At 59.1% G+C, this 24,834-nt stretch carries 25 protein-coding genes; 23 read left to right on the top strand and 2 right to left on the bottom strand.

Translation table 11 applies throughout. The features are described from left to right. The first annotated feature begins 115 nt into the window (after positions 1-115). The 9 genes from M5G11_RS20125 (at position 116) to M5G11_RS20165 (ending at position 7,116) form a co-directional block, all read left to right on the top strand. Positions 116-865 (top strand): electron transfer flavoprotein subunit beta/FixA family protein, encoded by a 750-nt coding sequence (locus tag M5G11_RS20125; RefSeq protein WP_273910466.1) that lies wholly within the window; start codon positions 116-118, stop codon positions 863-865. Further along, entirely contained in the window at positions 866-1,795 is a 930-nt protein-coding gene (locus tag M5G11_RS20130) for an electron transfer flavoprotein subunit alpha/FixB family protein (protein WP_273910465.1), read from the top strand. Positions 1,796-1,894: 99 nt separating this feature from the next. Continuing rightward, positions 1,895-2,701 carry a substrate-binding periplasmic protein gene (locus M5G11_RS20135; RefSeq protein WP_273910493.1) on the top strand — a complete coding sequence of 269 codons (807 nt, stop codon included), beginning with the start codon at positions 1,895-1,897 and terminating at the stop codon, positions 2,699-2,701. A gap of 9 nt (positions 2,702-2,710) precedes the next feature. Further along, the gene (locus M5G11_RS20140; RefSeq protein ID WP_273910464.1) at positions 2,711-3,064 is read left to right on the top strand and encodes a DUF4398 domain-containing protein; all 354 of its coding nucleotides are present in this window, start codon (positions 2,711-2,713) and stop codon (positions 3,062-3,064) included. Between the two features lie 26 nt (positions 3,065-3,090). Then, positions 3,091-3,870: an OmpA family protein gene (locus M5G11_RS20145; protein ID WP_273910492.1), complete on the top strand. Its 780-nt coding sequence runs from the start codon at positions 3,091-3,093 to the stop codon at positions 3,868-3,870. A gap of 214 nt (positions 3,871-4,084) precedes the next feature. Next, the gene (locus M5G11_RS20150) at positions 4,085-5,530 is read left to right on the top strand and encodes an aminotransferase-like domain-containing protein (RefSeq protein ID WP_273910463.1); all 1,446 of its coding nucleotides are present in this window, start codon (positions 4,085-4,087) and stop codon (positions 5,528-5,530) included. 69 nt (positions 5,531-5,599) lie between these two features. Further along, a complete protein-coding gene (locus M5G11_RS20155) occupies positions 5,600-6,097 on the top strand; it encodes a translation initiation factor 2 (RefSeq protein WP_273910461.1) in 498 nt (165 codons plus the stop codon). Between the two features lie 125 nt (positions 6,098-6,222). Continuing rightward, complete coding sequence (locus tag M5G11_RS20160) at positions 6,223-6,477, top strand: YkgJ family cysteine cluster protein (protein WP_273910460.1); 255 nt, start codon at positions 6,223-6,225, stop codon at positions 6,475-6,477. Between the two features lie 33 nt (positions 6,478-6,510). Next, positions 6,511-7,116 carry an START domain-containing protein gene (locus M5G11_RS20165; RefSeq protein WP_273910458.1) on the top strand — a complete coding sequence of 202 codons (606 nt, stop codon included), beginning with the start codon at positions 6,511-6,513 and terminating at the stop codon, positions 7,114-7,116. 124 nt (positions 7,117-7,240) lie between these two features. Here the strand turns inward: M5G11_RS20165 and gltA are convergent, their stop codons facing one another. After that, positions 7,241-8,530, bottom strand: a complete 1,290-nt coding sequence (gene gltA, locus M5G11_RS20170) for a citrate synthase (RefSeq protein WP_273910456.1) — start codon at positions 8,528-8,530, stop codon at positions 7,241-7,243. 351 nt (positions 8,531-8,881) lie between these two features. On the opposite strand from gltA, the gene sdhC reads away from it, so the two are divergent. The 12 genes from sdhC (at position 8,882) to M5G11_RS20230 (ending at position 23,355) form a co-directional block, all read left to right on the top strand. Then, the gene (gene sdhC / locus M5G11_RS20175) at positions 8,882-9,268 is read left to right on the top strand and encodes a succinate dehydrogenase, cytochrome b556 subunit (protein WP_273910455.1); all 387 of its coding nucleotides are present in this window, start codon (positions 8,882-8,884) and stop codon (positions 9,266-9,268) included. After that, positions 9,262-9,630: a succinate dehydrogenase, hydrophobic membrane anchor protein gene (gene sdhD / locus M5G11_RS20180; protein WP_273910454.1), complete on the top strand. Its 369-nt coding sequence runs from the start codon at positions 9,262-9,264 to the stop codon at positions 9,628-9,630. The genes sdhC and sdhD overlap by 7 nt, the downstream gene beginning before the upstream one ends. Before the next feature lie 3 nt (positions 9,631-9,633). Further along, positions 9,634-11,406, top strand: a complete 1,773-nt coding sequence (gene sdhA, locus M5G11_RS20185; protein ID WP_273910453.1) for a succinate dehydrogenase flavoprotein subunit — start codon at positions 9,634-9,636, stop codon at positions 11,404-11,406. An 11-nt stretch (positions 11,407-11,417) separates the two neighbouring features. Further along, positions 11,418-12,122 carry a succinate dehydrogenase iron-sulfur subunit gene (locus M5G11_RS20190; RefSeq protein WP_273910452.1) on the top strand — a complete coding sequence of 235 codons (705 nt, stop codon included), beginning with the start codon at positions 11,418-11,420 and terminating at the stop codon, positions 12,120-12,122. Between the two features lie 245 nt (positions 12,123-12,367). After that, on the top strand, positions 12,368-15,199 hold the full coding sequence (locus M5G11_RS20195; protein ID WP_273910451.1) for a 2-oxoglutarate dehydrogenase E1 component: 2,832 nt from the start codon (positions 12,368-12,370) through the stop codon (positions 15,197-15,199). A 42-nt stretch (positions 15,200-15,241) separates the two neighbouring features. Next, positions 15,242-16,450 carry a 2-oxoglutarate dehydrogenase complex dihydrolipoyllysine-residue succinyltransferase gene (gene odhB / locus M5G11_RS20200; protein ID WP_273910450.1) on the top strand — a complete coding sequence of 403 codons (1,209 nt, stop codon included), beginning with the start codon at positions 15,242-15,244 and terminating at the stop codon, positions 16,448-16,450. A gap of 124 nt (positions 16,451-16,574) precedes the next feature. Continuing rightward, positions 16,575-18,011: a dihydrolipoyl dehydrogenase gene (gene lpdA / locus M5G11_RS20205; RefSeq protein ID WP_273910449.1), complete on the top strand. Its 1,437-nt coding sequence runs from the start codon at positions 16,575-16,577 to the stop codon at positions 18,009-18,011. Positions 18,012-18,189: 178 nt separating this feature from the next. Beyond that, on the top strand, positions 18,190-19,356 hold the full coding sequence (gene sucC / locus M5G11_RS20210; RefSeq protein ID WP_038613110.1) for an ADP-forming succinate--CoA ligase subunit beta: 1,167 nt from the start codon (positions 18,190-18,192) through the stop codon (positions 19,354-19,356). Further along, positions 19,356-20,240, top strand: coding sequence for a succinate--CoA ligase subunit alpha (gene sucD, locus M5G11_RS20215; RefSeq protein WP_273910447.1), 885 nt, complete (start codon positions 19,356-19,358; stop codon positions 20,238-20,240). Before sucC ends, sucD begins: the two co-directional genes overlap by 1 nt. 465 nt (positions 20,241-20,705) lie before the next feature. Further along, complete coding sequence (gene brnQ, locus M5G11_RS20220) at positions 20,706-22,019, top strand: branched-chain amino acid transport system II carrier protein (RefSeq protein WP_273910446.1); 1,314 nt, start codon at positions 20,706-20,708, stop codon at positions 22,017-22,019. Positions 22,020-22,216: 197 nt separating this feature from the next. After that, a complete protein-coding gene (locus M5G11_RS20225; protein WP_273910444.1) occupies positions 22,217-22,957 on the top strand; it encodes a DUF599 domain-containing protein in 741 nt (246 codons plus the stop codon). Next, positions 22,954-23,355: an MAPEG family protein gene (locus M5G11_RS20230; protein ID WP_273910443.1), complete on the top strand. Its 402-nt coding sequence runs from the start codon at positions 22,954-22,956 to the stop codon at positions 23,353-23,355. The genes M5G11_RS20225 and M5G11_RS20230 overlap by 4 nt, the downstream gene beginning before the upstream one ends. A 48-nt stretch (positions 23,356-23,403) precedes the next feature. Here M5G11_RS20230 and M5G11_RS20235 read toward each other — a convergent pair whose 3' ends face one another. Beyond that, positions 23,404-23,688, bottom strand: a complete 285-nt coding sequence (locus tag M5G11_RS20235; protein ID WP_273910441.1) for a hypothetical protein — start codon at positions 23,686-23,688, stop codon at positions 23,404-23,406. Positions 23,689-23,845: 157 nt separating this feature from the next. Here M5G11_RS20235 and M5G11_RS20240 point away from each other — a divergent pair, with 157 nt between their 5' ends. Together M5G11_RS20240 and M5G11_RS20245 are read left to right on the top strand one after the other, a co-directional pair. Further along, positions 23,846-24,322, top strand: a complete 477-nt coding sequence (locus M5G11_RS20240; RefSeq protein ID WP_273910440.1) for a PaaI family thioesterase — start codon at positions 23,846-23,848, stop codon at positions 24,320-24,322. Then, positions 24,319-24,774: a PaaI family thioesterase gene (locus tag M5G11_RS20245; RefSeq protein ID WP_273910438.1), complete on the top strand. Its 456-nt coding sequence runs from the start codon at positions 24,319-24,321 to the stop codon at positions 24,772-24,774. Before M5G11_RS20240 ends, M5G11_RS20245 begins: the two co-directional genes overlap by 4 nt. Positions 24,775-24,834: the final 60 nt, after the last annotated feature.

Below are 24,834 nucleotides of genomic sequence, written 5' to 3' on the forward strand. Positions count from 1 at the left end.
GTCAGGCTAAATTCCCCCGCCTGCAATTGTTTTTTAGAGGTGCCCTTGTACCCACGCGCTATCGCCGGGTTTGGCCCAGGCGACATTCTTTTCACCGGAGAGTAACGAGGAATCCATGAAGGTTCTTGTAGCTGTCAAACGAGTGGTCGACTATAACGTCAAGGTTCGCGTCAAGGCGGACAACTCCGGCGTCGACCTTGCTAACGTCAAGATGTCCATGAACCCCTTCTGCGAAATCGCCGTAGAAGAGGCCGTACGCCTGAAAGAAAAAGGCGTGGCGACCGAGATCGTCGTCGTTACCATCGGCCCGGCAACTGCCCAGGAGCAGCTGCGTACCGCGCTGGCACTGGGTGCCGATCGCGCCGTGCTGGTCGAGTGTGCTGACGAGCTCAATTCCCTGGCCGTGGCCAAGCTGCTCAAGGCCGTTGTCGACAAGGAACAGCCTCAGTTGGTGATCCTTGGCAAGCAAGCCATCGACAGCGACAACAACCAGACCGGCCAGATGCTGGCTGCGCTGACCGGTTTCGGTCAGGGCACCTTCGCCTCCAAGGTCGAAGTGGCTGGCGACAAGGTCAACGTTACCCGTGAAATCGATGGCGGCCTGCAGACTGTTGCGCTGAACCTGCCAGCCATCGTCACCACCGACCTGCGTCTGAACGAGCCGCGCTACGCTTCTTTGCCGAACATCATGAAGGCCAAGAAGAAGCCGCTGGAAACCGTTACTCCGGACGCCCTGGGCGTTTCCACCGCCTCCACCAACAAGACCCTGAAAGTCGAAGCGCCAGCAGCACGCAGCGCGGGTATCAAGGTCAAGTCGGTGGCTGAACTGGTCGAGAAACTGAAGAACGAGGCGAAGGTAATCTAAATGACTATCCTGGTTATCGCTGAACACGAAAACGGTGCCGTTGCGCCAGCTACCCTGAACACCGTCGCGGCTGCCGCCAAGATCGGTGGTGACATCCACGTCCTGGTCGCTGGCCAGAACGTCGGTGGTGTCGCTGAAGCTGCCGCCAAGATTGCTGGCGTGGCCAAGGTGCTGGTTGCCGACAACGCTGCCTACGCACATCAACTGCCAGAAAACGTTGCACCGCTGGTAGCTGAGCTGGGCAAGGCCTACAGTCACGTGCTGGCGCCTGCCACCTCGAATGGCAAGAACATCCTGCCGCGCGTTGCTGCGCTGCTGGACGTTGACCAGATCTCCGAGATCATCTCGGTTGAATCGGCAGACACCTTCAAGCGCCCGATCTACGCCGGTAACGCGATTGCCACCGTGCAATCGAATGCTGCCGTCAAGGTCATCACCGTACGCTCCACCGGTTTCGACGCCGTTGCAGCTGAAGGTGGTTCGGCTGCTGTTGAAGCGGTTGGCGCTGCGCACGACGCAGGCAAATCGTCCTTCGTCGGCGAAGAGCTGGCGAAGTCCGACCGTCCTGAGCTGACCGCTGCCAAGATCGTCGTTTCTGGCGGCCGTGGCATGCAGAACGGTGACAACTTCAAGCACCTGTACTCCCTGGCCGACAAGCTGGGCGCTGCTGTTGGTGCCTCGCGCGCCGCAGTCGACGCAGGTTTTGTGCCGAACGACATGCAGGTCGGTCAGACCGGCAAGATCGTCGCGCCACAGCTGTACATCGCCGTCGGTATCTCCGGCGCGATCCAGCACCTGGCCGGCATGAAAGACTCCAAGGTGATCGTTGCGATCAACAAGGACGAAGAAGCACCGATCTTCCAGGTGGCCGACTACGGCCTGGTGGCGGATCTGTTCGAAGCCGTCCCTGAGCTGGAGAAGCTGGTTTAATCCAGCGGCTTCACTTATAAAGAGCCCGATCCTTTGATCGGGCTTTTTTATTTCAGGCGCATAAATGTAGGGAGGCGTTGCATGGGGTGGCTGGGCCGGATGATCGCAGCAGGGCTGCTAGGTGTTGCTGTGTTGCCAGCGCAGGTACTGGCAGTGGGCAAGTGCGAACGCCTGGTCGCGACCGGTAGCCCAGACGCGCCGCCCTATGTCTGGCGTGACCCGCAGAACCCAAGGCACCTGATCGGCGCCAATGTCGATCTGCTGCAACAGATGGCGGGTGAGCTGGGCTTGAAGGTCGAGGTGCTGTACGCCGGCAAGCGCAGTGAAGCCCAGGATGAAGTGCGCAGTGGGCGCATGGACATGCTGGTCGATGCGCCGATGGCACTCGCCAATCTCACGGTAGTGGACTACATCCACCCCGCGCTGTTGCAGAATGAATACCTGGTGTGGACGCGCCATGACTCGTCGCTGGTCTATGAAGGCTTGGCGGACCTGCACCAGCATCAAGGCGCAATCTCTGAAAAGGCCCGCCTGACTCCCGAGTTCGCGACCTTCACCAAGGACCAGTTGAAGCTGGTCTCGACCCAGAACCTGACCCAGGCATTCCAGAAGCTTTTATTGGGCCAGGTGGACTACGTGCTGGCCGGGCGCTATGCCGGAATGGCCATGGTGCAGACCCTGGGGATGGCGACTGACCTCGTCGCCCGTGGCGTGCCATTGGATCGCCCGGGTCTTTATCTGGCGCTGTCGCACAATTCCGCCTGCAATGACGCGTGGTTGCGCGGACAGCTGGCGAAAAAACTGACAGAATTGCCCCCCTCTGGCGTGTCCCAGGCAGTATTGCAACGCAATGTCGAGCGCTGGAAGGCGCAATTGCAGCAACCGCTCGACGCCCCCAAACAGTAGGAAGATTGTGTGAGAACTCAACCGCTATTCGTTGCCCTGGCGCTGCTGGCCCTGGCCGGTTGCGCCGCTGACCCGGCACCCCATGAACAGTTGCGCTTGTCTGAACAGGCGGTGGCGCAGGCCAAAGCCGTGGGCGCCACTGATGAGGTTGCCGAGCTCAAGCTGGCTGAAGAGAAGCTGGCCCGGGCCCAAGCCAACATGCTCAGTGAGTCGTATCGCGATGCGCGCATGCGTGCCGAGCAGGCTGAGCTGGATGCACGCCTGGCCGAAGCGCGCGTGCTGACCCTGAAAAGCCAGGAGCAGCTCGACCTGCTGCAAACCCGGGTCAACCGTCTTCGCAAGCAACTGGGGGAGCAGCAGTGAGCTCGAATAAACCGTTGACCACACTGATGTTGCTGGGCGCGCTGGGGTTGCAAGGTTGCGCCAGTGAGCGCAGTGAAACAGCGCTCGACCAGGCCATCGCCAGCTTCCAGTCGGTGAAAGATGATTCCAATGTGTTGCGCAGTGCGCCGCGTGATGTGATCCGCGCTGGTGAATCGCTGGCGCGTGCCGATCGTCTGGCCACCTACATGGGGACCGGTAGCGATGTGCGCCAGTACGCGTACCTGAGCCAGCGCTACAGCGAAATCGCCCGCGAACACACCAACCTGGTGTTGAACCAGGAGCGTCAGGCCAAGCTCGAACTGGAGCGCCAGCGCTTGCAGTTGGCCCTGCGTGAGGCCAAGTTGGTCAGCGTCCAGCAGCAGGGTAAATGGCTTGAAGAGCAGATCGTCAGCCTGGCCACCCAGCAAAGTGATCGCGGCCTGGTCATGACCCTGGGTGATGTACTGTTTGATACCGGGCATGCAGAGTTGAAAAACTCGGCCAGCCGCACGGTGCTCAAGCTGGTGCAGTTCCTTCAGCTCAACCCCAAGCGTGTGGTGCGTATCGAGGGCTATACCGACAGTACCGGTAGCCCGGAAGACAACCTGACCTTGTCCAAGGCGCGCGCCCAGTCGGTTGCGGACATGCTGGTCGACCTGGGGGTCGACGAGAAGCGTATCCAGGTTGAAGGGTATGGCGACCAGTATCCTGTTGAGGCCAATGCCTCGGAGCGGGGCAGGGCGCAGAACCGTCGTGTGGAGATCGTCTTCTCCGACGAAAAAGGCAGGCTCGGCGCCGCACGCTGAGGCTCGGCCGATCAACAACCCGATGAGTAATGCTCATCGGGTTTTTTTATGCCGGTATGAATCTCTTATGCCAAATTGTTCACAATTGCAGGTATCACACAACTGTAATGTCGACTATTCTGCGAACTGTCCCAGTACACTTGGGAACTGTTTCGGTATTCTCCCTCGGTCTACACAAGAATAACTAGATTGCCTGCGTGTCGAGAGTTAGATCATGACCAACCTGTTGCTCTACCAGCGCATTGCCCAGCAGCTGGCCGAAGACATTCGCCGGGGTGTATACCAGCCCGGTGAGCGCGTACCGTCAGTACGCAAGATGAGCGCACAGCTCAATGTCAGCCATGCCACCGTATTGCAGGCGTATGCCAACCTGGAAGACCAGGGTCTGATCCGCGCGCGGCCGCAATCAGGTTATTACGTTCACCAAACCCCGGCATTGACCGCGCCCACACCGGATATCGCCCGTGTAGAGCGCCCGGGGTTGGTGACGCGCAGCAGCATCATCCAGCAGGTACTGATCGAGGCGCGGCGCGATGGCGTCTTTCCGTTTGGTGCTGCCACCCCGCATGTTGAATACCTGCCGGTGCGTGCCTTGCACCAGCAGTTGAGCAAGGTCACGCGGTTTCAGGCGCCAAGGGCGTTCAGCTATATGTTCAGCCCGGGTTTCGAACCGCTGCGTCGGCAGATCGCCATTCGCATGCGCGATGCCGGTGTGGTGGTCGACCCGTCTGAAGTGGTGGTCACCCATGGCTGTGTCGATGCCTTGCAGATGTCATTGCGCGTACTGACCCGGCCGGGCGACCTGATCGCCGCAGAATCACCTACTTATTATGGGTTGCTGCAACTGGCTGACTTGCTGGGCTTGAAAGTCATCGAGATCCCCAGCGATCCATCGACCGGGATCAGCCTCGAAGCTTTGCAGTTGGCGGCCAACCAGTGGTCGATCAAGGCACTGGTGTTGACTGCGCGACTGAGCAATCCCCTGGGTGGCACCATTCCGGAAGACCGCCAGAAGCAGTTGCTGCGGCTAGCATCGGATTTCGATATCCAGATTGTCGAAGATGATGTCTATGGCGAACTGATGTTCGAGCAGGGCCGGACCAAATCACTGAAAGCCTTCGATCGGCTGGATCGGGTCATCTACTGTTCGAGTTTTTCCAAGACCTTGTCGCCGGGTGTGCGTATCGGCTGGATCATTGCTGGCAAGTATCAGCAGGATATCCAGCGCTTGCAGACCTTCACCACCCATTCGGCGTGCAGCGTGACCCAGATGGCCGTTGCGGCCTATCTGGAAAATGGCGGTTATGACCGCCATTTGCGTTTCATTCGCCAGGAATACCGGCGCACCTTGAACGCCTATCAGCTGGCAGTGCAGCAGCACTTCCCGGAGGGTACGCAGATGACCCGGCCTACGGGCGGCTTCATTTTGTGGATCAGCTTGCCGGGGCGGGTCAATACCCAGGAGTTGCATGTGCGGGCACTGCAGCAGGGGATCAGTATCGCGCCGGGGCTGATTTTCAGTAACACCGAGCAATTCAACCATTGCATTCGGCTCAACTGCGCCATTCCATGGAATCGTGAGGCAGAGCGGGCGGTGCTCACGTTGGGGATGCTGGCCAATCAACTCTGTCAGGAGACAGCAGCGGGTGTATTCCTTTAGCCAGGAGGCTTGCCAGTTACTTCGGGAACGAGGAGCATACGCACTTTTGCGCGATGTTCGTTGTTGCCTATGAAAGTGTTGTCCCGTGTTGGTCTTCTATTGCTGTGCCTGAGTCTGCTGCCATCGGTTGCCCCGGTGTTCGCCGCGACGGCTTCGCCTTCTGTCGACTCGACGAATGCGCTACAGGCGAAGAAGAAGCCGGCTCCGGTAAAAAAGCCTGAAGCTGCAAGGCCGAAAACCCAGGCCAAGCCCCCGGTTGCGAAAAAAGCCCCTGCCAAGACAAATCAGCGCAAGGGGTCGGACGTCGTTGCAGCGCCTTTGCCCAAGGCCAAGCTGGATCTGAGCCTGCCACCTGACATGGTCAAGGGCCTGCAGGCGCCGGGTCAGGCTGAGGCGCAGGTGCGCCAGCCACTGCTACCGGCGATGTTCGGTGAAAAACCTACCAGCAACAGCCCCTTCCAGCTCAACGGCCGACTGCTCAGCAATGAAATGCAGTTGCAGTTGCGCAATGATGCTCGCCAGCAGGAAATTGAAGGCGCGGCAATCGAGTTCGAGTTCAAACAGTAGCTCCGGCACGACTGATCGGTCATATCTGTTCGGTGATATTTCATCCGGCCAGTAATTTCAAACGGTCGTTTTAGCGGTTACTATCCCCCTTCATGCATCATTTGTTACCCCGAGGTTCTGACGTCATGAATTGCCGTGAAGGCTGTGGCGCTTGCTGCATTGCACCGTCCATCAGTTCGCCGATTCCCGGCATGCCCAAGGGCAAGCCGGCGGGTGAGCGTTGTATCCATTTGTCTGTAGTAAACCTCTGCGACCTGTTTGGTCGGCCCGAGCGGCCGCCGGTGTGTTCAGGTTTCAAGGCGGACAGGGAGGTGTGTGGCGAGGATCGCGACGAAGCGATCAGGGTCTTGGGGTGGTTGGAGCAAGTGACGGCAGCTTGATTGCGTAGATCTTCGACAACAAGGAAAAAGACCATGGGATCGTTTAAGCACGTAGCACTGATGATGGGGTTGAGCGCGGCACTGGTGTCGGTGGCGCATGCTGAAGACTGGCAAGTGAAAAAGGACGAGGGCGGTATCAAGATCTCCCTCGCCGCTGTGTCGGGCTCCGACTACAAGGCTTATCGCGGCGTTACCTTCATCAAGGCGCCACTGGCCAAGGTTCAGGCCCTGCAGGAAGACGTGGCCGGCGCCTGTGCCTGGATTCACGAGTGCAAGTCGCAGAAGCTGCTCAAGACCGAGGGTGACCAGAGCTGGACCTATACCCAGTTCAATACCCCGTGGCCGGTCACGCCACGTGATTCGGTCCTGCATGTGACGACCATCAAGGAAGCCGACGGCAGCCTGACCCGCAAGCTGGAAGGCGTGCCGAAGTACCTGCCTGAAGAAAAAGGTTTCGTGCGTGTGGCCCAGGTTCAAGGTTTCTGGAAATTGGTGCCAAAAGACGGCGGTACTGAAGTGACCTACCAGGTCCACACCGAGCCAGGCGGCAGTGTGCCGTCGATGGTGGCAAACAAATTTGTGGTGGATGCGCCGTTCAACACACTGAAAGCGTTGAAGGAAAGGGCTGAGAAGCCGTAACAGTTAGGTTTTCAGTTTATTTTGAGATAACTGTTATTGCGCCTGCGATGCTTTGCACGCAGACGCAGACTGCCAATAAAAAAGGCTGCCCGAAGGCAGCCTTTTTTCGTTTTCAGCGCAGGGCTTACTTGCGGTCTTGCAGTTTGACGATGTCGCGCGACTCGTAGCCGGTGTACAGCTGGCGTGGACGGCCAATCTTGTACGGGCTGGAGAGCATTTCTTTCCAGTGCGAGATCCAGCCGACGGTCCGCGCCAGGGCGAAGATCACGGTGAACATGCTGGTCGGAATGCCGATCGCCTTGAGGATGATGCCCGAGTAGAAGTCGACGTTCGGGTACAGTGAACGTTCGATGAAGTACGGGTCGGTCAGGGCGATTTCTTCCAGGCGCATCGCCAGTTCCAGTTGCGGATCGTTGGTGATGCCCAGCTCGCGCAGGACCTCATCGCAGGTCTGCTTCATCACGGTGGCGCGCGGGTCGCGGTTTTTGTAAACGCGGTGACCGAAGCCCATCAACTTGAACGGATCGTTCTTGTCCTTGGCCTTGGCGATGAACTTGTCGATGTTGGAAACATCGCCGATTTCATCGAGCATGGTCAGTACGGCTTCGTTCGCACCGCCGTGGGCAGGGCCCCACAGCGCAGCGATACCGGCGGCGATACAGGCGAACGGGTTGGCACCCGAAGAGCCGGCCAGGCGCACGGTGGAAGTCGACGCATTCTGTTCGTGGTCGGCGTGGAGGATGAAGATCCGGTCCATTGCCTTGGCCAGTACCGGGCTGATCGGTTTGATCTCGCACGGCGTGTTGAACATCATGTGCAGGAAGTTTTCCGCGTACGACAGGTCGTTGCGCGGGTACATCATGGGTTGACCCATGGAGTACTTGTACACCATCGCTGCCAGGGTCGGCATCTTGGCGACCAGGCGCACCGCAGAGATTTCGCGGTGTTGCGGGTTATTGATGTCCAGCGAGTCGTGGTAGAACGCCGACAGGGCGCCTACTACGCCGCACATGACGGCCATTGGGTGGGCGTCGCGGCGGAAGCCGTTGAAGAAGGACTTCAACTGCTCGTGCACCATGGTGTGATTCTTCACGGTGCTGACGAACTGGGCCTTCTGCTCGGCATTCGGCAGTTCGCCGTTGAGCAGCAGATAGCAGGTTTCCAGATAGTCGGATTGCTCGGCGAGCTGTTCGATAGGGTAGCCGCGATGCAGCAGGATGCCCTTGTCGCCATCGATGTAGGTGATCTTCGACTCGCAAGATGCGGTCGCCATGAAACCAGGGTCGAAAGTGAAGTGACCCGTGGCCCCCAACCCTCTAACGTCGATTACATCTGGACCAACGGTGCCGGTTAAAATGGGCAGCTCGACGGGGGCTGCGCCCTCGATGACCAACTGCGCTTTTTTGTCAGCCATGTGGCCTCCTATTAATGCTTGAAATCATCAGACAGACCCCCCACGCAGGGCCCGCACCACTATAGTGAGATAAATTCGAATGTCAATTTGCCTAAAGCACGGTTGTAAAGGGCTTGAAGGCTGGTTTTTCCTCGAAATTGTCGCCCGTTTACGCCTTTTATCCGGTAAAGGCAATGAGCTATTTGGGCTAGGCCTTCACGTTGTCATTAGTAGCCTAACTGTCTATACTCGGCACCCGACTACCAGGGGCTTCAGAGCCCGATTAACTGGGGGTCGCCGCTCCCTGGGTGGTGGGTACCTGACCAGTACACTTACCAACAACTTTGCCCTGCTTGCTAGGGGCTCTTCAGTGTGAAAAAAGCCGTGAAAAGCCAACGACCTGTAAACCTAGACCTAAGGACCATCAAACTCCCGATCACCGCTTACACGTCCATTCTCCACCGCATCTCCGGCATTATTTTGTTCCTGGGCCTGGCCATCATGCTTTATGCATTGGGCAAATCCCTGGGTTCGGAAGAAGGCTTTGGAGAGGTGAAGGCGTGTCTGACCAGTCCGCTGGCCAAGCTCGTGATTTGGGGCCTGCTGTCCGCCTTGCTGTATCACCTGGTGGCCGGTGTGCGCCATCTGATCATGGACATGGGCATCGGTGAGACGCTGGAAGGCGGCAAACTGGGCTCGAAAATTGTCATCGTCATCTCCGTGGTGGTGATCGTTCTGGCGGGAGTTTGGATATGGTAACCAATGTCACGAACCTGTCGCGTTCGGGCCTCTATGACTGGATGGCGCAGCGCGTATCTGCGGTCGTTCTCGCGGCTTACTTCATTTTCCTGATCGGCTACCTGGTGGCGCACCCTGGCATGGAATATGCCCAGTGGCACGCCCTGTTCTCCAACAACGCGATGCGTATCTTCAGTCTGCTGGCACTGGTTGCCCTGGGCGCTCACGCCTGGGTCGGCATGTGGACCATCGCAACTGACTACCTGACGCCTATGGCGTTCGGCAAGTCGGCGACTGCAATACGTTTCCTGTTCCAGGCGGTATGTGGTGTCGCGATGTTCGCGTACTTCGTCTGGGGTGTGCAGATTCTCTGGGGTATCTGATTCATGGCTATCATTCCAACGATTTCTTTCGACGCCATCATTGTTGGTGGTGGCGGTGCCGGCATGCGCGCAGCGCTGCAGCTGGCCCAGGGCGGTCACAAGACTGCCGTGATCACCAAGGTCTTCCCGACCCGTTCGCACACTGTGTCGGCCCAGGGTGGCATCACCTGCGCCATCGCTTCGGCTGACCCGAACGATGACTGGCGCTGGCACATGTACGATACCGTCAAGGGTTCCGACTACATCGGTGACCAGGACGCTATCGAATACATGTGTCAGGAAGGCCCGGCCGCGGTGTTCGAGCTGGACCACATGGGTCTGCCGTTCTCGCGTACCGAAACTGGCCGTATCTACCAGCGTCCATTCGGTGGCCAGTCCAAGGACTTCGGTAAAGGCGGCCAGGCTGCCCGTACCTGCGCAGCGTCCGACCGTACCGGTCACGCACTGCTGCACACCCTGTACCAGGGCAACCTGAAGGCAGGCACCACGTTCCTCAACGAGTACTACGCAGTTGACCTGGTGAAGAACCAGGACGGCGCGTTCGTCGGTGTGATCGCGATCTGCATCGAAACCGGCGAAACCCTGTACATCAAAGCCAAGGCCACCGTTCTGGCCACCGGCGGTGCAGGTCGTATCTACTCGTCCACCACCAACGCCCTGATCAACACCGGTGACGGTATCGGCATGGCCCTGCGTGCAGGCGTGCCAGTACAAGACATCGAGATGTGGCAGTTCCACCCAACCGGTATTGCCGGCGCAGGTGTACTGGTCACTGAAGGTTGCCGCGGTGAAGGCGGTTACCTGATCAACAAGCACGGCGAGCGTTTCATGGAACGTTACGCGCCTAACGCCAAAGACCTTGCCGGTCGTGACGTTGTGGCCCGTTCCATGGTTAAAGAGATCATCGCCGGCAACGGCTGTGGCCCTAACGGCGACCACGTGATGCTCAAGCTCGACCACCTGGGCGAGGAAGTGCTGCACAGCCGCCTGCCAGGTATCTGTGAGCTGTCCAAGACCTTTGCCCACGTTGACCCAGTGGTCGCGCCGGTGCCGGTGGTTCCAACCTGCCACTACATGATGGGCGGCGTTGCCACCAACATTCATGGCCAGGCCATGACCCAGGACGCCGATGGCGTTGACCACATCATCCCGGGTCTGTTCGCGGTAGGTGAAGTGGCGTGCGTATCGGTTCACGGTGCCAACCGTCTGGGCGGCAACTCGCTGCTCGACCTGGTCGTGTTCGGTCGTGCTGCTGGCCTGCACCTGGAAAAAGCGCTGAGCGACGGTATCGAATACCTCGACGCCAGCGACACCGACATCGAAGTCGCCCTGAGCCGCTTGAACAAGCTCAACCAGCGCACCGACGGTGAAGACGTTGCGACCCTGCGTCGCGAGCTGCAAAGCTGCATGCAGAACTACTTCGGTGTATTCCGTACTGGCGAATACATGCAGAAGGGTATCGCGCAACTGGCAGAGCTGCGTGAACGCATCGCCAACGTCAAGATCAACGACAAGTCCCAGGCCTTCAACACCGCGCGCATCGAAGCGCTGGAGCTGCAGAACCTGCTGGAAGTTGCCGAAGCGACCGCCATCGCTGCAGAAGTCCGTAAAGAGTCCCGCGGCGCTCACGCCCGTGAAGACTTCGAAGACCGTGACGACGAAAACTGGCTGTGCCACACCCTGTTCTTCCCAGGTGAGAAGCGGGTTACCAAGCGCGCAGTCAACTTCGCGCCGAAGACCGTACCGGCGTTCGAACCAAAAGTCCGGACTTACTAAGGGTGGCCGCTATGTTGAAAGTCGAAGTTTATCGTTACAACCCGGATACCGACTCGTCGCCTAAAACCCAGGTGTTTGAAGTCGACACCGGTGGCAAGGACCTGATGGTGCTGGACGTGCTGGCCCTGATCAAGGAGCAGGACGAAGGTTTCTCCTATCGTCGCTCCTGCCGTGAAGGCGTTTGCGGTTCCGACGGCATGAACATCAACGGCAAAAACGGCCTGGCGTGCATCACGCCGCTGTCCGCTGTCGTAAAAGGTAACAAACTGGTTGTGCGTCCGTTGCCGGGTCTGCCAGTTATCCGTGACCTGGTCGTCGATATGAGCATCTTCTACAAGCAGTACGAGAAGGTGAAGCCATTCCTGCAGAACGACACGCCGGCCCCGGCCATCGAGCGTCTGCAGTCGCCGGAAGAGCGTGAGAAGCTGGACGGTCTGTACGAGTGCATCCTGTGCGCTTGCTGCTCGACTTCCTGCCCATCCTTCTGGTGGAACCCTGACAAGTTCCTGGGTCCAGCTGCACTGCTGCAAGCGTATCGCTTCCTGGCAGACAGCCGTGACACCAAGACCCAGGAGCGCCTGGCGTCCCTGGATGACCCGTTCAGCGTATTCCGCTGCCGCGGGATCATGAACTGCGTAAACGTTTGCCCTAAAGGTCTGAACCCGACCAAGGCAATCGGTCACGTACGTAACATGCTGCTGCAAAGCGGCACCTGATTCAAAGTGTTGTACCCGTAGTACGCCGAGGTGCGGGCATGTGCCCGCACCAAGGTGAAACCCGAGTGAGGGCCAAAAGCCCGAGCTTGTACCTATGAAGATATGAGACCAGCAGGGGCGTCCGGGCTGGTACCCGGTAAATCAGCGGGAAACTAGGTGGCTTTGGTTCAGTCGCTGCACACGGACTCAACCCAGGCTTGCTGTGGTTCTTGCCGATCGAGGCCCCGAACCGAGGGTGACCAAGCATGCAAGAAAGCGTGATGCAGCGCATGTGGAACAGCGCCCACCTTTCAGGTGGTAACGCTGCCTATGTGGAAGAGCTCTACGAGCTCTACCTGCACGACCCTAACGCTGTGCCAGAAGAGTGGCGCACTTACTTCCAGAAGTTGCCCGCTGAAGGCAGCACTGCCACCGATGTATCGCACTCGACGATCCGCGACCATTTCGTACTGCTGGCAAAGAACCAGCGCCGCGCCCAACCGGTTTCCGCCGGGAGCGTGAGCAGTGAACACGAGAAGAAGCAGGTTGAAGTGCTGCGACTGATCCAGGCCTACCGTATGCGCGGCCACCAAGCCGCGAAGCTCGACCCCCTGGGGTTGTGGCAGCGCCCTGCGCCAGTAGACCTGTCGATCAATCATTACGGCTTGACCAATGCCGATCTTGATACGACCTTCCGTGCCGGCGACCTGTTCATCGGCAAAGAGGAAGCGAGCCTACGCGAAATCTTCGACGCTTTGCAGCAGACATATTGCCGCACCATTGGCGCCGAATTCACCCACATCGTCGACTCCGAGCAGCGCAGCTGGTTCCAGCAGCGTCTGGAGAGCGTTCGTGGGCGCCCAGCTTTCTCCGCGGATATCCAAAGCCACCTGCTCGAGCGCATCACTGCAGCAGAAGGCCTGGAAAAGTACCTGGGTACCAAATACCCGGGCACCAAGCGTTTCGGCCTGGAAGGTGGCGAGAGCCTGATTCCGATGCTGGACGAGCTGATTCAGCGCTCCGGTTCCTACGGCACCAAGGAAGTTGTAATCGGCATGGCCCACCGTGGCCGTCTGAACGTGCTGGTCAACACCTTCGGCAAGAACCCGCGCGAGCTGTTCGACGAGTTCGAAGGCAAGAAGAAGGTCGAGCTGGGTTCCGGTGACGTCAAATACCACCAGGGCTTCTCGTCCAACGTGATGACCGCAGGCGGCGAAGTCCACCTGGCCATGGCGTTCAACCCTTCCCACCTGGAAATCGTCTCGCCAGTGGTAGAAGGTTCGGTGCGCGCCCGTCAGGACCGTCGCAACGACAGCGTGGGTGACAAGGTTCTGCCGATCAACCTGCACGGTGATGCTGCCTTCGCCGGTCAAGGCGTGGTCATGGAAACCTTCCAGATGTCGCAGACCCGCGGTTTCAAGACCGGCGGTACTGTTCACATCGTGATCAACAACCAGGTTGGTTTCACCATCAGCAACCCGCTGGACTCGCGTTCCACCGAGTACTGCACCGACGTCGCCAAGATGATTCAGGCGCCGATCCTGCACGTTAACGGTGATGATCCGGAAGCCGTGCTGTTCGTGACCCAGCTGGCCGTCGACTACCGCATGCAGTTCAAGCGTGACGTGGTCATCGACCTGGTCTGCTACCGCCGTCGCGGTCACAACGAAGCGGATGAGCCTAACGGCACCCAACCGCTGATGTACCAGCAGATCACCAAGCAGCGCACCACCCGCGAGCTGTACGCCGAAAGCCTGATCCAGTCCGGTCGTCTCGATGTCGAGCGCGTCCAGGCCAAGGTCGACGAGTACCGCAATGCGCTGGACAACGGTCTGCACGTGGTAAAAAGCCTGGTCAAAGAGCCGAACAAGGAACTGTTCGTCGACTGGCGTCCGTACCTGGGCCACGCCTGGACTGCGCGTCACGACACCCGCTTCGACCTGAAGACCCTGCAAGAGCTGTCGGCCAAGTTGCTCGAGCTGCCAGAAGGCTTCGTGGTTCAGCGCCAAGTGTCGAAGATCTACGAAGACCGCCAGAAGATGCAGGCCGGTGGCTTGCCGATCAACTGGGGCTATGCCGAAACCATGGCCTACGCCACCCTGGCCTTCGAAGGTCACCAGATCCGCATGACGGGTCAGGATATCGGTCGCGGCACGTTCTCGCACCGCCACGCGGTACTGCACAACCAGAAAGACGCCAGCACCTACATTCCGCTGCAGAACCTCTATAAAGGTCAGCCACGTTTCGACTTGTACGATTCGTTCCTGTCCGAAGAGGCCGTGCTGGCATTCGAGTACGGCTACTCGACTACCCAGCCAAATGCACTGGTTATCTGGGAAGCACAGTTCGGCGACTTCGCCAACGGTGCACAAGTGGTTGTCGACCAGTTCATCACCAGCGGCGAGCACAAGTGGGGCCGTCTGTGCGGTCTGACCATGCTGTTGCCACACGGTTATGAAGGGCAGGGGCCTGAGCACTCCTCGGCACGTCTGGAGCGTTACCTGCAGCTGTGCGCCGAGCACAACGTCCAGGTCTGCGTCCCGACTACCCCGGCACAGATCTACCACCTGCTGCGTCGTCAGGTCATTCGTCCGCTGCGTAAGCCGCTGATCGTACTGACACCCAAGTCGCTGTTGCGCCACAAGCTGGCCATCTCGACCCTGGAAGACTTGGCCGAAGGCTCGTTCCAGACGGTAATCCCGGAAATCGATACCCTCGATCCGGCCAAGGTTACCCGCCTGGTCCTGTGCAGCGGCAAGGTCTACTACGATCTGCTGGAAAAACGCCGTGCCGAAGGTCGTGAAGACATCGCCATCGTGCGTATCGAGCAACTGTATCCGTTCCCTGAAGACGATCTGGTTGAAATCCTCGCGCCATACACCAACTTGCAAAACGTGGTGTGGTGTCAGGAAGAACCGATGAACCAGGGCGCTTGGTACAGCAGCCAGCACCACATGCGTCGCATCCTGACTCGTCACAAAAAGGACCTGGTCCTTGAGTACGCCGGTCGTGACGCGTCGGCAGCACCTGCCTGTGGTTACGCTTCGATGCACGCCGAGCAGCAGGAAAAACTGCTGCAAGATGCCTTCACTGTTTAATGCCATCGCGCACCAGAAACCGAATTTAAGGAACCACTGATAATGGCTATCGAGATCAAAGCCCCTACTTTCCCGGAATCGGTTGCCGATGGCACCGTTGCCACCTGGCACAAAAAACCGGGCGACGCCGTCAAGCGTGACGACCTGATCGTCGACATCGAGACCGACAAGGTCGTCCTGGAAGTACTGGCCACTGCCGACGGCGTGCTGGGCGCTATCGTCAAGAACGAAGGCGACACCGTTCTGTCCGACGAAGTCCTGGGCTCCATCGAAGCAGGCGGCGTTGCTGCTGCCGCTCCGGCTGCCGCCGCTGCTCCTGCTGCTGCCTCGGTTGCTGCCGACGCTGGCGAAGATGACCCGATCGCTGCACCGGCTGCTCGCAAGCTGGCTGAAGAGAACGGTATCGACCTGGCTTCCGTTGCTGGCACCGGCAAAGGCGGTCGTATCACCAAGGAAGACATCGTGGCTGCCGTGGCTGCCAAGAAGTCCGCACCTGCTGCTGCGCCGGCTGCCAAGCCTGCCGCTGCTCCAGTAGTTGCCGCTGGCGACCGCACCGAGAAGCGTGTGCCGATGACCCGCGTTCGCGCTACCGTGGCCAAGCGCCTGGTAGAAGCACAGTCGAACATGGCGATGCTGACCACCTTCAACGAAGTCGACATGACCGAAGTCATGGCCCTGCGTTCGAAGTACAAGGACCTGTTCGAGAAGTCCCACAACGGCGTGCGCCTGGGCTTCATGTCGTTCTTCGTCAAGGCTGCCACCGAAGCGCTGAAACGCTTCCCGGCTGTCAACGCCTCGATCGACGGTTCCGACATCGTCTACCACGGCTATGCCGACGTCGGCGTTGCCGTGTCCAGCGACCGTGGCCTGGTGGTACCTGTTCTGCGTAACGCCGAGCAGATGAGCCTGGCTGAAATCGAGAACGGCATCGCCACCTTCGGCAAGAAGGCCCGTGACGGCAAGCTGTCCATCGACGAGATGACCGGTGGTACCTTCACCATCACCAACGGTGGTACTTTCGGTTCGATGATGTCGACCCCGATCGTCAACCCGCCGCAGGCCGCGATTCTGGGTATGCACAACATCATCCAGCGTCCAATGGCGATCAATGGTCAAGTGGTCATCCGTCCGATGATGTACCTGGCGCTGTCTTACGATCACCGCCTGATCGACGGTAAAGAAGCTGTGACCTTCCTGGTGACCATCAAGAACCTGCTGGAAGACCCAGCGCGTCTGCTGCTGGACATCTGATAGCGTTTCCCGGGCCGGTGTTCGCCGCAAGGCGTGCACCGGCTTGCGGTCGAAAAAGATTCAGCTTCGTCCCACGGCAGCCCCCACAAGGGGTTGCCCGGTTTGATTCGATAAGGAATGTGTTATGACCCAGAAATTCGACGTGGTAGTGATTGGCGCAGGTCCTGGCGGCTACGTAGCTGCTATCAAGGCTGCGCAACTTGGTCTGACGACTGCCTGTATCGAGAAGTACACTGACGGCGAGGGCAAGCTGGCCCTCGGCGGTACCTGCCTGAACGTTGGCTGCATTCCTTCCAAGGCGCTGCTGGACAGCTCCTGGAAATACAAGGAAGCCAAAGACAGCTTCAACGTCCACGGCATCTCGACCGGCGAAGTCAAAATGGACGTCGCCGCAATGGTTGGCCGCAAGGCCGGCATCGTCAAGAACCTGACCGGCGGTGTTGCCACCCTGTTCAAGGCCAACGGCGTTACTTCGATCCAGGGCCACGGCAAACTGCTGGCTGGCAAGAAAGTCGAAGTCACCAAGGCTGACGGCACCACCGAAATCATCGAAGCCGAGAACGTGATCCTGGCTTCCGGTTCGCGTCCGATCGACATTCCGCCGGCTCCGGTCGACCAGAACGTCATCGTCGACTCCACCGGCGCCCTGGAATTCCAGGCCGTACCTAAGCGCCTGGGCGTTATCGGTGCTGGTGTCATCGGTCTGGAGCTGGGCTCGGTCTGGGCTCGCCTGGGTGCTGAAGTCACCGTTCTGGAAGCACTGGACACCTTCCTGATGGCAGCGGACAACGCTGTTTCCAAGGAAGCGCTGAAAACCCTGACCAAGCAAGGTCTGGACATCAAGCTGGGCGCTCGCGTCACCGGTTCCAAGGTCAACGGCAACGAAGTTGAAGTGACCTACACCGACGCCAACGGCGAACAGAAAATCACCTTCGACAAACTGATCGTTGCGGTCGGCCGTCGTCCGGTGACCACTGATCTGCTGGCTGCCGACAGCGGCGTGACAATCGACGAGCGCGGTTTTGTCTTCGTCGACGATCATTGCGCTACCAGCGTACCGGGCGTGTTCGCCATCGGTGACGTGGTTCGCGGCATGATGCTGGCCCACAAGGCCTCGGAAGAGGGCATCATGGTTGTCGAGCGCATCAAGGGCCACAAGGCCCAGATGAACTACGACCTGATCCCATCGGTTATCTACACCCACCCGGAGATCGCGTGGGTCGGTAAAACCGAACAAACCTTGAAGGCTGAAGGCGTTGAGGTTAACGTGGGCACCTTCCCGTTCGCGGCGAGCGGCCGTGCAATGGCTGCCAACGACACCGGTGGTTTCGTCAAGGTCATCGCCGATGCCAAGACCGACCGCGTTCTGGGTGTACACGTGATTGGCCCAAGCGCTGCCGAACTGGTACAGCAGGGTGCAATCGCAATGGAATTCGGCACCAGCGCCGAAGATCTGGGCATGATGGTCTTCTCCCATCCGACCCTGTCTGAAGCGCTGCACGAAGCCGCACTGGCAGTGAATGGCGGCGCCATCCACGTAGCCAACCGTAAAAAGCGTTAAATAATAAGAAACCACGGCGGACGGCCCGTCGTGAGTCTTGCGTGCATGACTCACCGCGGAAACTCCGCCGGACTCAAGCCTGACGGGGAAAACCTCGCTGGTAAGCGGTCACAGGTGGCGCGGCACTCCCAAAGAGCGCAGCGCCGAAGCGCAGTACCTAACGAAGACGGTAAAAAGCATGAATCTTCACGAGTATCAGGGTAAGCAGCTGTTCGCTGAATACGGCCTGCCAGTTTCCAAGGGTTTCGCAGTCGACACCCCTGAAGCTGCAGCAGAAGCCTGCGAAAAGATCGGTGGCACCGAGTGGGTTGTCAAAGCCCAGGTTCACGCCGGTGGTCGCGGTAAAGCGGGCGGCGTCAAGCTGGTTCGCAGCAAAGAAGACGCCAAGGCGTTCGCTGCGCAGTGGTTGGGCAAGCGTCTGGTGACTTACCAGACCGACGCCAACGGTCAGCCAGTGACCAAGATCCTGGTTGAATCCTGCACTGACATCGCCAAAGAGCTGTACCTGGGCGCTGTAGTGGATCGTTCGAGCCGTCGCATCGTGTTCATGGCTTCCACCGAAGGTGGCGTGGACATCGAGAAAGTCGCTCACGACACTCCTGAGAAGATCATCAAGGCTACTATCGATCCACTGGTTGGCGCTCAGCCGTTCCAGGGTCGTGAACTGGCGTTCCAGCTGGGTCTGGAAGGCAAGCAAGTTGCACAGTTCGCCAAGATTTTCGTCGGCCTGGCCAAGCTGTTCAAAGAACACGACCTGGCCCTGCTGGAAGTTAACCCGCTGGTCATCAAGGCCGACGGCGACCTGCACTGCCTCGATGCCAAGATCAACATCGACGCTAACGCAATGTACCGTCAGCCTAAGCTGAAAACCTTCCACGACCCGTCGCAAGACGACCCTCGTGAAGCACACGCTGCCAGCTTCGAGCTGAACTACGTGGCGCTGGAAGGCAACATCGGCTGCATGGTCAACGGTGCTGGCCTGGCCATGGGTACCATGGACATCGTCAACCTGCATGGCGGCAAGCCTGCCAACTTCCTCGACGTTGGTGGTGGTGCTACCAAAGAACGCGTTACCGAAGCGTTCAAGATCATCCTGTCCGACAGCAATGTCGCGGCGGTACTGGTCAACATCTTCGGCGGCATCGTTCGTTGCGACATGATTGCCGAAGGCATCATCGGTGCAGTGAAAGAAGTCGGCGTGAAAGTGCCGGTTGTTGTTCGTCTGGAAGGCAACAACGCTGAACTGGGCGCTAAAGTACTGGCAGAAAGCGGTTTGAACATCATTGCGGCAACCAGCCTGACCGACGCTGCTCAACAAGTTGTCAAAGCTGCGGAGGGCAAGTAATGAGCGTCCTGATCAATAAAGACACCAAAGTCATCTGCCAGGGCTTCACCGGCTCGCAAGGTACTTTCCACTCCGAGCAAGCCATCGCCTACGGCACCAAGATGGTTGGCGGCGTGACCCCAGGCAAGGGTGGTACTACCCACCTGAACCTGCCAGTGTTCAACACCGTTAAAGAAGCCGTAGCGGCTACCGGTGCTGACGCTTCGGTCATCTACGTTCCGGCTCCTTTCTGCAAAGACTCGATCCTGGAAGCGGCCTTCGGCGGCATCAAGCTGATCGTTTGCATCACTGAAGGCATTCCTACCCTGGACATGCTGGATGCCAAGGTCAAGTGCGACGAGCTGGGTGTTACCCTGATCGGCCCTAACTGCCCAGGCGTCATCACTCCAGGCGAGTGCAAGATCGGCATCATGCCAGGTCACATTCACTTGCCAGGCAAGGTCGGTATCGTTTCGCGTTCCGGCACCCTGACCTATGAAGCGGTCAAGCAGACTACTGACGCTGGTTTCGGTCAGTCCACCTGCGTTGGTATCGGCGGTGACCCGATCCCAGGCTCGAACTTCATCGACATCCTGAAGCTGTTCCAGGAAGACCCACAGACCGAAGCGATCGTCATGATCGGCGAGATCGGTGGTTCGGCTGAAGAAGAAGCGGCTGCCTACATCAAGGCACACGTGACCAAGCCAGTGGTTTCCTACATTGCTGGTGTGACTGCCCCTGCGGGCAAGCGCATGGGCCATGCTGGCGCCATCATCTCTGGCGGCAAAGGCACTGCAGACGAGAAATTCGCTGCACTGCAAGACGCAGGTGTCAAAACCGTGCGTTCGCTGGCAGACATCGGCAAGGCCCTGGCTGAGCTGACTGGTTGGGAAGCGAAGAAGTAAGCTGCGGCTGACTTTCGCTTTTTAGCCACAAAGGCCACCTTCGGGTGGCCTTTGTGCGTTCTGGGGTGTGGGTTCCGTTCCGTTCTGTGGGCTTATCCGGTTCTTGTGGGCTGTTGCTGGCCCCCCAAAAAACCAAGAACCCAGAAAAAGCATCGCGGGACCAGCCCGCTCCCCCCTCTCCAAATGTTCAGGTTGCACCCAAAAAACCAATTTTTATATTCGGTTGCGCCAAGTGCTACTCAAATGCTGTCATTTACGCGACAAACAGATGCGCTCATCGGACAAGCACCCCTCTAGCATCGCGTTTCCCCGCCGATTTCGTTACCCTACGACTCACTTTGTGCCAGCCCCCCAAAAGGGAGCTACACGCTAAACGGGTCTGCTCCACCAGGGTAGACAGCATTTCCCTCACCCAAGGGGAAATCCTCCTCTAAATCCCGATTTCAGAAGTGTGGTATTTCCTTAATGAAAGTGTTGAAAGGCCAGGACATCCTGGCACTCGGCTTTATGACGTTCGCCTTGTTCGTCGGTGCTGGCAATATTATTTTCCCGCCTATCGTTGGCTTGCAGTCCGGTCCACATGTGTGGATGGCAGCCCTGGGCTTCCTGATCACCGCAGTTGGCCTGCCGGTCATCACCGTGGTCGCCCTGGCCAAGGTCGGCGGCGGCATGGATGCGCTGAGCAGCCCGATCGGCAAGGTCGCTGGCGGCCTGTTGGCGGCGGCGGCGTACCTCTCGGTCGGCCCGCTGTTCGCTACCCCGCGTACCGCAACCGTGTCGTTCGAAGTGGGCGTTGCCCCGCTGACCGGTGAAAGCCCGACAGCCCTGTTCATCTACAGCGTGGTGTACTTCGCTGTGGTGCTGGCCGTGTCGATGTACCCGGGCAAGCTGCTTGATACCGTGGGTCGCTTCCTCGCGCCGCTGAAGATCCTCGCCCTGGCGGTACTCGGCATTGCCGCGTTCGCACTGCCAGCCGGGACCATCGGCGAGGCGCAACCCGCCTACGTCGCCGCGCCGTTCTCGCAAGGCTTCGTCAATGGCTACCTGACCATGGATACCCTGGGCGCCCTGGTGTTCGGTATCGTCATCGTCAACGCCATCCGCTCGCGCGGTGTCGAGTCGCCTCAGCTGATCACCCGCTATGCCATCATCGCCGGCCTGATCGCCGGTGTCGGCCTGGCCCTGGTGTACATCAGCCTGTTCCGCCTCGGTGCAGCCAGCCATGACATCGCCATGGGTGCAACCAACGGCGCTGCGGTACTGCACGCCTATGTGCAGCACACCTTCGGCTCGCTGGGCAGCGGTTTCCTTGCGGTGCTGATCGCGCTGGCCTGCCTGGTCACGGCAGTCGGCCTGACCTGCGCCTGTGCTGAATACTTCAGCCGCATCCTGCCGTTGTCGTACCGTGTGTTGGTGGTGCTGCTGGTCTTGTTCTCGCTGATGATCTCGAACCTGGGCCTGACCAAGCTGATCCAGTTCTCCATTCCCGTGCTCACGGCGATCTATCCGCCGTGCATCGTGTTGGTGGCGCTGAGCTTCTGCAAAGAGCTGTGGAACTCGCAGTCGCGCATCATGGTGCCGGTAATGGCGGTTTCGCTGGTGTTCGGTGTGATCGATGCCCTCAAGGGCGCCGGCCTGGATGCCTGGCTGCCAACCTGGATGGCTCACCTGCCGCTGAGCGAGCAGGGCCTGGCGTGGTTGGTGCCATCGGTCGTGGTGCTGGCATTTGCCGCGCTGTTTGACCTGGTAGCCGGCAAGACGCGCGAAGTCACGGCCTAGGCCTGCGGTGTTGCCAGGGCCTGCTTGGGCCACAAGCCGGGATAGCCGGCCCTGACACCACCTGAAAAGCCCCACGTTCGCAAGCGAACGTGGGGCTTTTTCGTTTTTGGTTGTTTGACGTGTCTTTTTCAGCCGGTCAGCGTCGAAAGCCGGTCAATGCACTGAACGGTGCAGGCCACCTTCGATCGGGATCGCTCATGAGCTTCATTCAAAACAATCTGATCAACTTGCTCGCTGTCTGCTGGTTCGCTGTCTGCTGGGGCGGCTACACCCGCTATGCCACCTGGAAGGGGCGTGATACCGCGTGCCTGGCCAGTGTGCTGCACCTCTACCGGGAAGATTGGATGCGCCGCATGCTGCTGCGTGACAACCGCATCGCAGACGCCAGCGTGATCGGCAACCTGGAGCGCAACGCGTCGTTCTTCGCCTCCAGTACGCTGATCATCCTCGCCGGTATCCTGACTGTGCTGGGCGCGTCAGACCGCGCACTGTCGTTGCTGGCTGACCTGCCGATGGTGCAGCAGGCATCCCAGGGCATGTCGGAAGTCAAGCTGCTGTGCCTGGCCACGGTGTTTGTCTACGCGTTCTTCACCTTCAGCTGGTGCATGCGCCAGTACAACTTTGCCGCCGTGCTGGTGGGCTCGGCGCCGATGGTCGGCGAGCGTCAGGTCAGCGAGCAGGAGCGCAAGGGTTTTGCCCTGCGTGCGGCACGGGTTATTTCGCTAGCGGCCAACCAGTTCAACTTCGGCCTGCGTTCGTACTACTTCGGCATGGCGATGCTCAGCTGGTTCATCAGCCCGTGGCTGTTCATGCTGATGAGCACGGGCGTGGTATTGGTGCTGTATCGCCGCGAATTTCACTCCGACGTACTCGACGTGATGGTCTATACCCCTACAGAGGCGCCGTTGCCTGAGGTGAACAAGGAGTTGGTCGGATGAGTATCCCGTTCTGGTGTGTATTGGTCAGCGCGATCCTGATCTTCGTGGCGCGGATGCCGGTGGCCCGGGCGATGAAGGCGCAGGGCGGTTATGACAATCATCAGCCACGCAGCCAGCAGGCGCAGTTGACCGGCCTTGGCGCACGGGCAGTGGCGGCGCACCAGAACAGTTTCGAGGCGTTCATGTTGTTCGCCGTCGGCGTATTGATGGCGCATACCACGCAAACCCAGGGTTTTCTGATTGATGCGTTGGCGATCATCTTTGTCGTGGCGCGAATCTTCTATTTGCCGCTGTATTGGTATGACTTTGCCTGGCAGCGAAGTTTGGTCTGGGCGGTGGGCTTGGTGTGCTCATTGTTATTGATGCTGAGCCCGACCTTTCGCCAACTTCTGGCCTAAATAAAAAAACCCGACAGTGTCGGGTTTTTTTTATTCCAGAGAGGCTGCTTACTTGGCAGGCTCTGCCGGAGTAGCTTCTGGAGCGGCAGCTGGAGCAGCAGGAGTGGCCGGTGCGGCTTCCTCGGCGCGCTTTTGTTCCGCTTCAGCGCTGTCTTTGGCGGCTTCGGCGTTTTCTTTAGCGGCGTCGTTCACTTTATCCTGAGCTTCGTCCATCTTCTGCTGGGCTTGCTCCGCGTGTTGTTGAGCGTCCTGAGCCTTGTCTTCGGCTTTGTCACAAGCGGCGAGACCCAGAGCAGCGGCGAGCATGGCGGCATAAGCAAAAGTTTTACGCATGGGGTGTTTCTCCTTGTGGAATAACTTACTTGAACCATAAGAGTTCAAGCGTCCTGAATTAGTTCCGCGCACTTTACACATATATAAGTATCGGATCCATATAGACTTTTTTCTAGGCATGTGCATCGCCTGGATAATTAAGCAAGGTGCCGCACCGATGAACGAAACACCGTTGAAGGCTCAAGCCCAGCGCTTTCTCTCTGCGTTGCGCCATTGTCAGGTTTTACAGATGCGTGTCGACGCGGCGGATGAAAAGGGCATGACCCTGGTCATGCCCTATTCGCCACGCATTGTCGGCAACCCGCAGAACGGCGCGATCCACGGTGGCGCAATCACCACCTTGATGGACACCACCTGCGGCATGGCCATTCTCTGTGGGCTCGGCGCCTTTGAAGTGTGCCCAACCCTCGACCTGCGCATCGATTACCTGCACTCCAGCATTGCCGACCACGATGTGTACGGGTATGCCGAGTGTTTTCGCGTCACCCGCGACGTGATCTTCATTCGCGGTTCGGCCTATCAGGACGATCCTGCCCGGCCTATCGCCCAGGCGGTTGGCACCTATATGCGCCTGGGTAAGGACATCAAAGGCGGCCTGGGCTTCTCCCAACGGCTGAAGGGGAGTGCGCAATGATCCCGCTCGATGTACTTGCACAGCTGCGCGAGGCCCATGGCCAGGGCAACTATGAGCCGCTGCTGGCGCTGATCCCCTATGCCGGGCTGATCGGTATCGAATGCACGCGTGAGGGCGACGACCTGCTGTTCCGTCTGCCCGCCAACCAGGACAACATCGGCAACCCGTTGCTGCCGGCGATACACGGCGGGGTGATTGCAGGCTTCATGGAGCTGTCGGCGGCGTTGTACCTGCTGATTTTCAGCGAAAGCGCGGCGATCCCGAAGATCATCGATTTTTCCATCGACTACCTGCGCGCCGGGCTGTACCGCGATACCTACGCGCGCTGCCAGTTATGGCGCCAGGGACGGCGTGTGACCAACGTATCGATCACCGCCTGGCAGGCCGATCCGGCGCAGCCGATTGCTACCGCCCGGGCACACTTCAAGATCAAAGAGTTGCCGGCCCCTTGAAATAGTCCGTCGCGTCCCCCATCTGCTGTTCATCCCGCCGCAATCGGCCAGGTGTGTGCC

It is taken from the genome of Pseudomonas fontis (assembly GCF_028656955.1).
In the GTDB taxonomy this organism is placed as follows: domain Bacteria; phylum Pseudomonadota; class Gammaproteobacteria; order Pseudomonadales; family Pseudomonadaceae; genus Aquipseudomonas; species Aquipseudomonas fontis.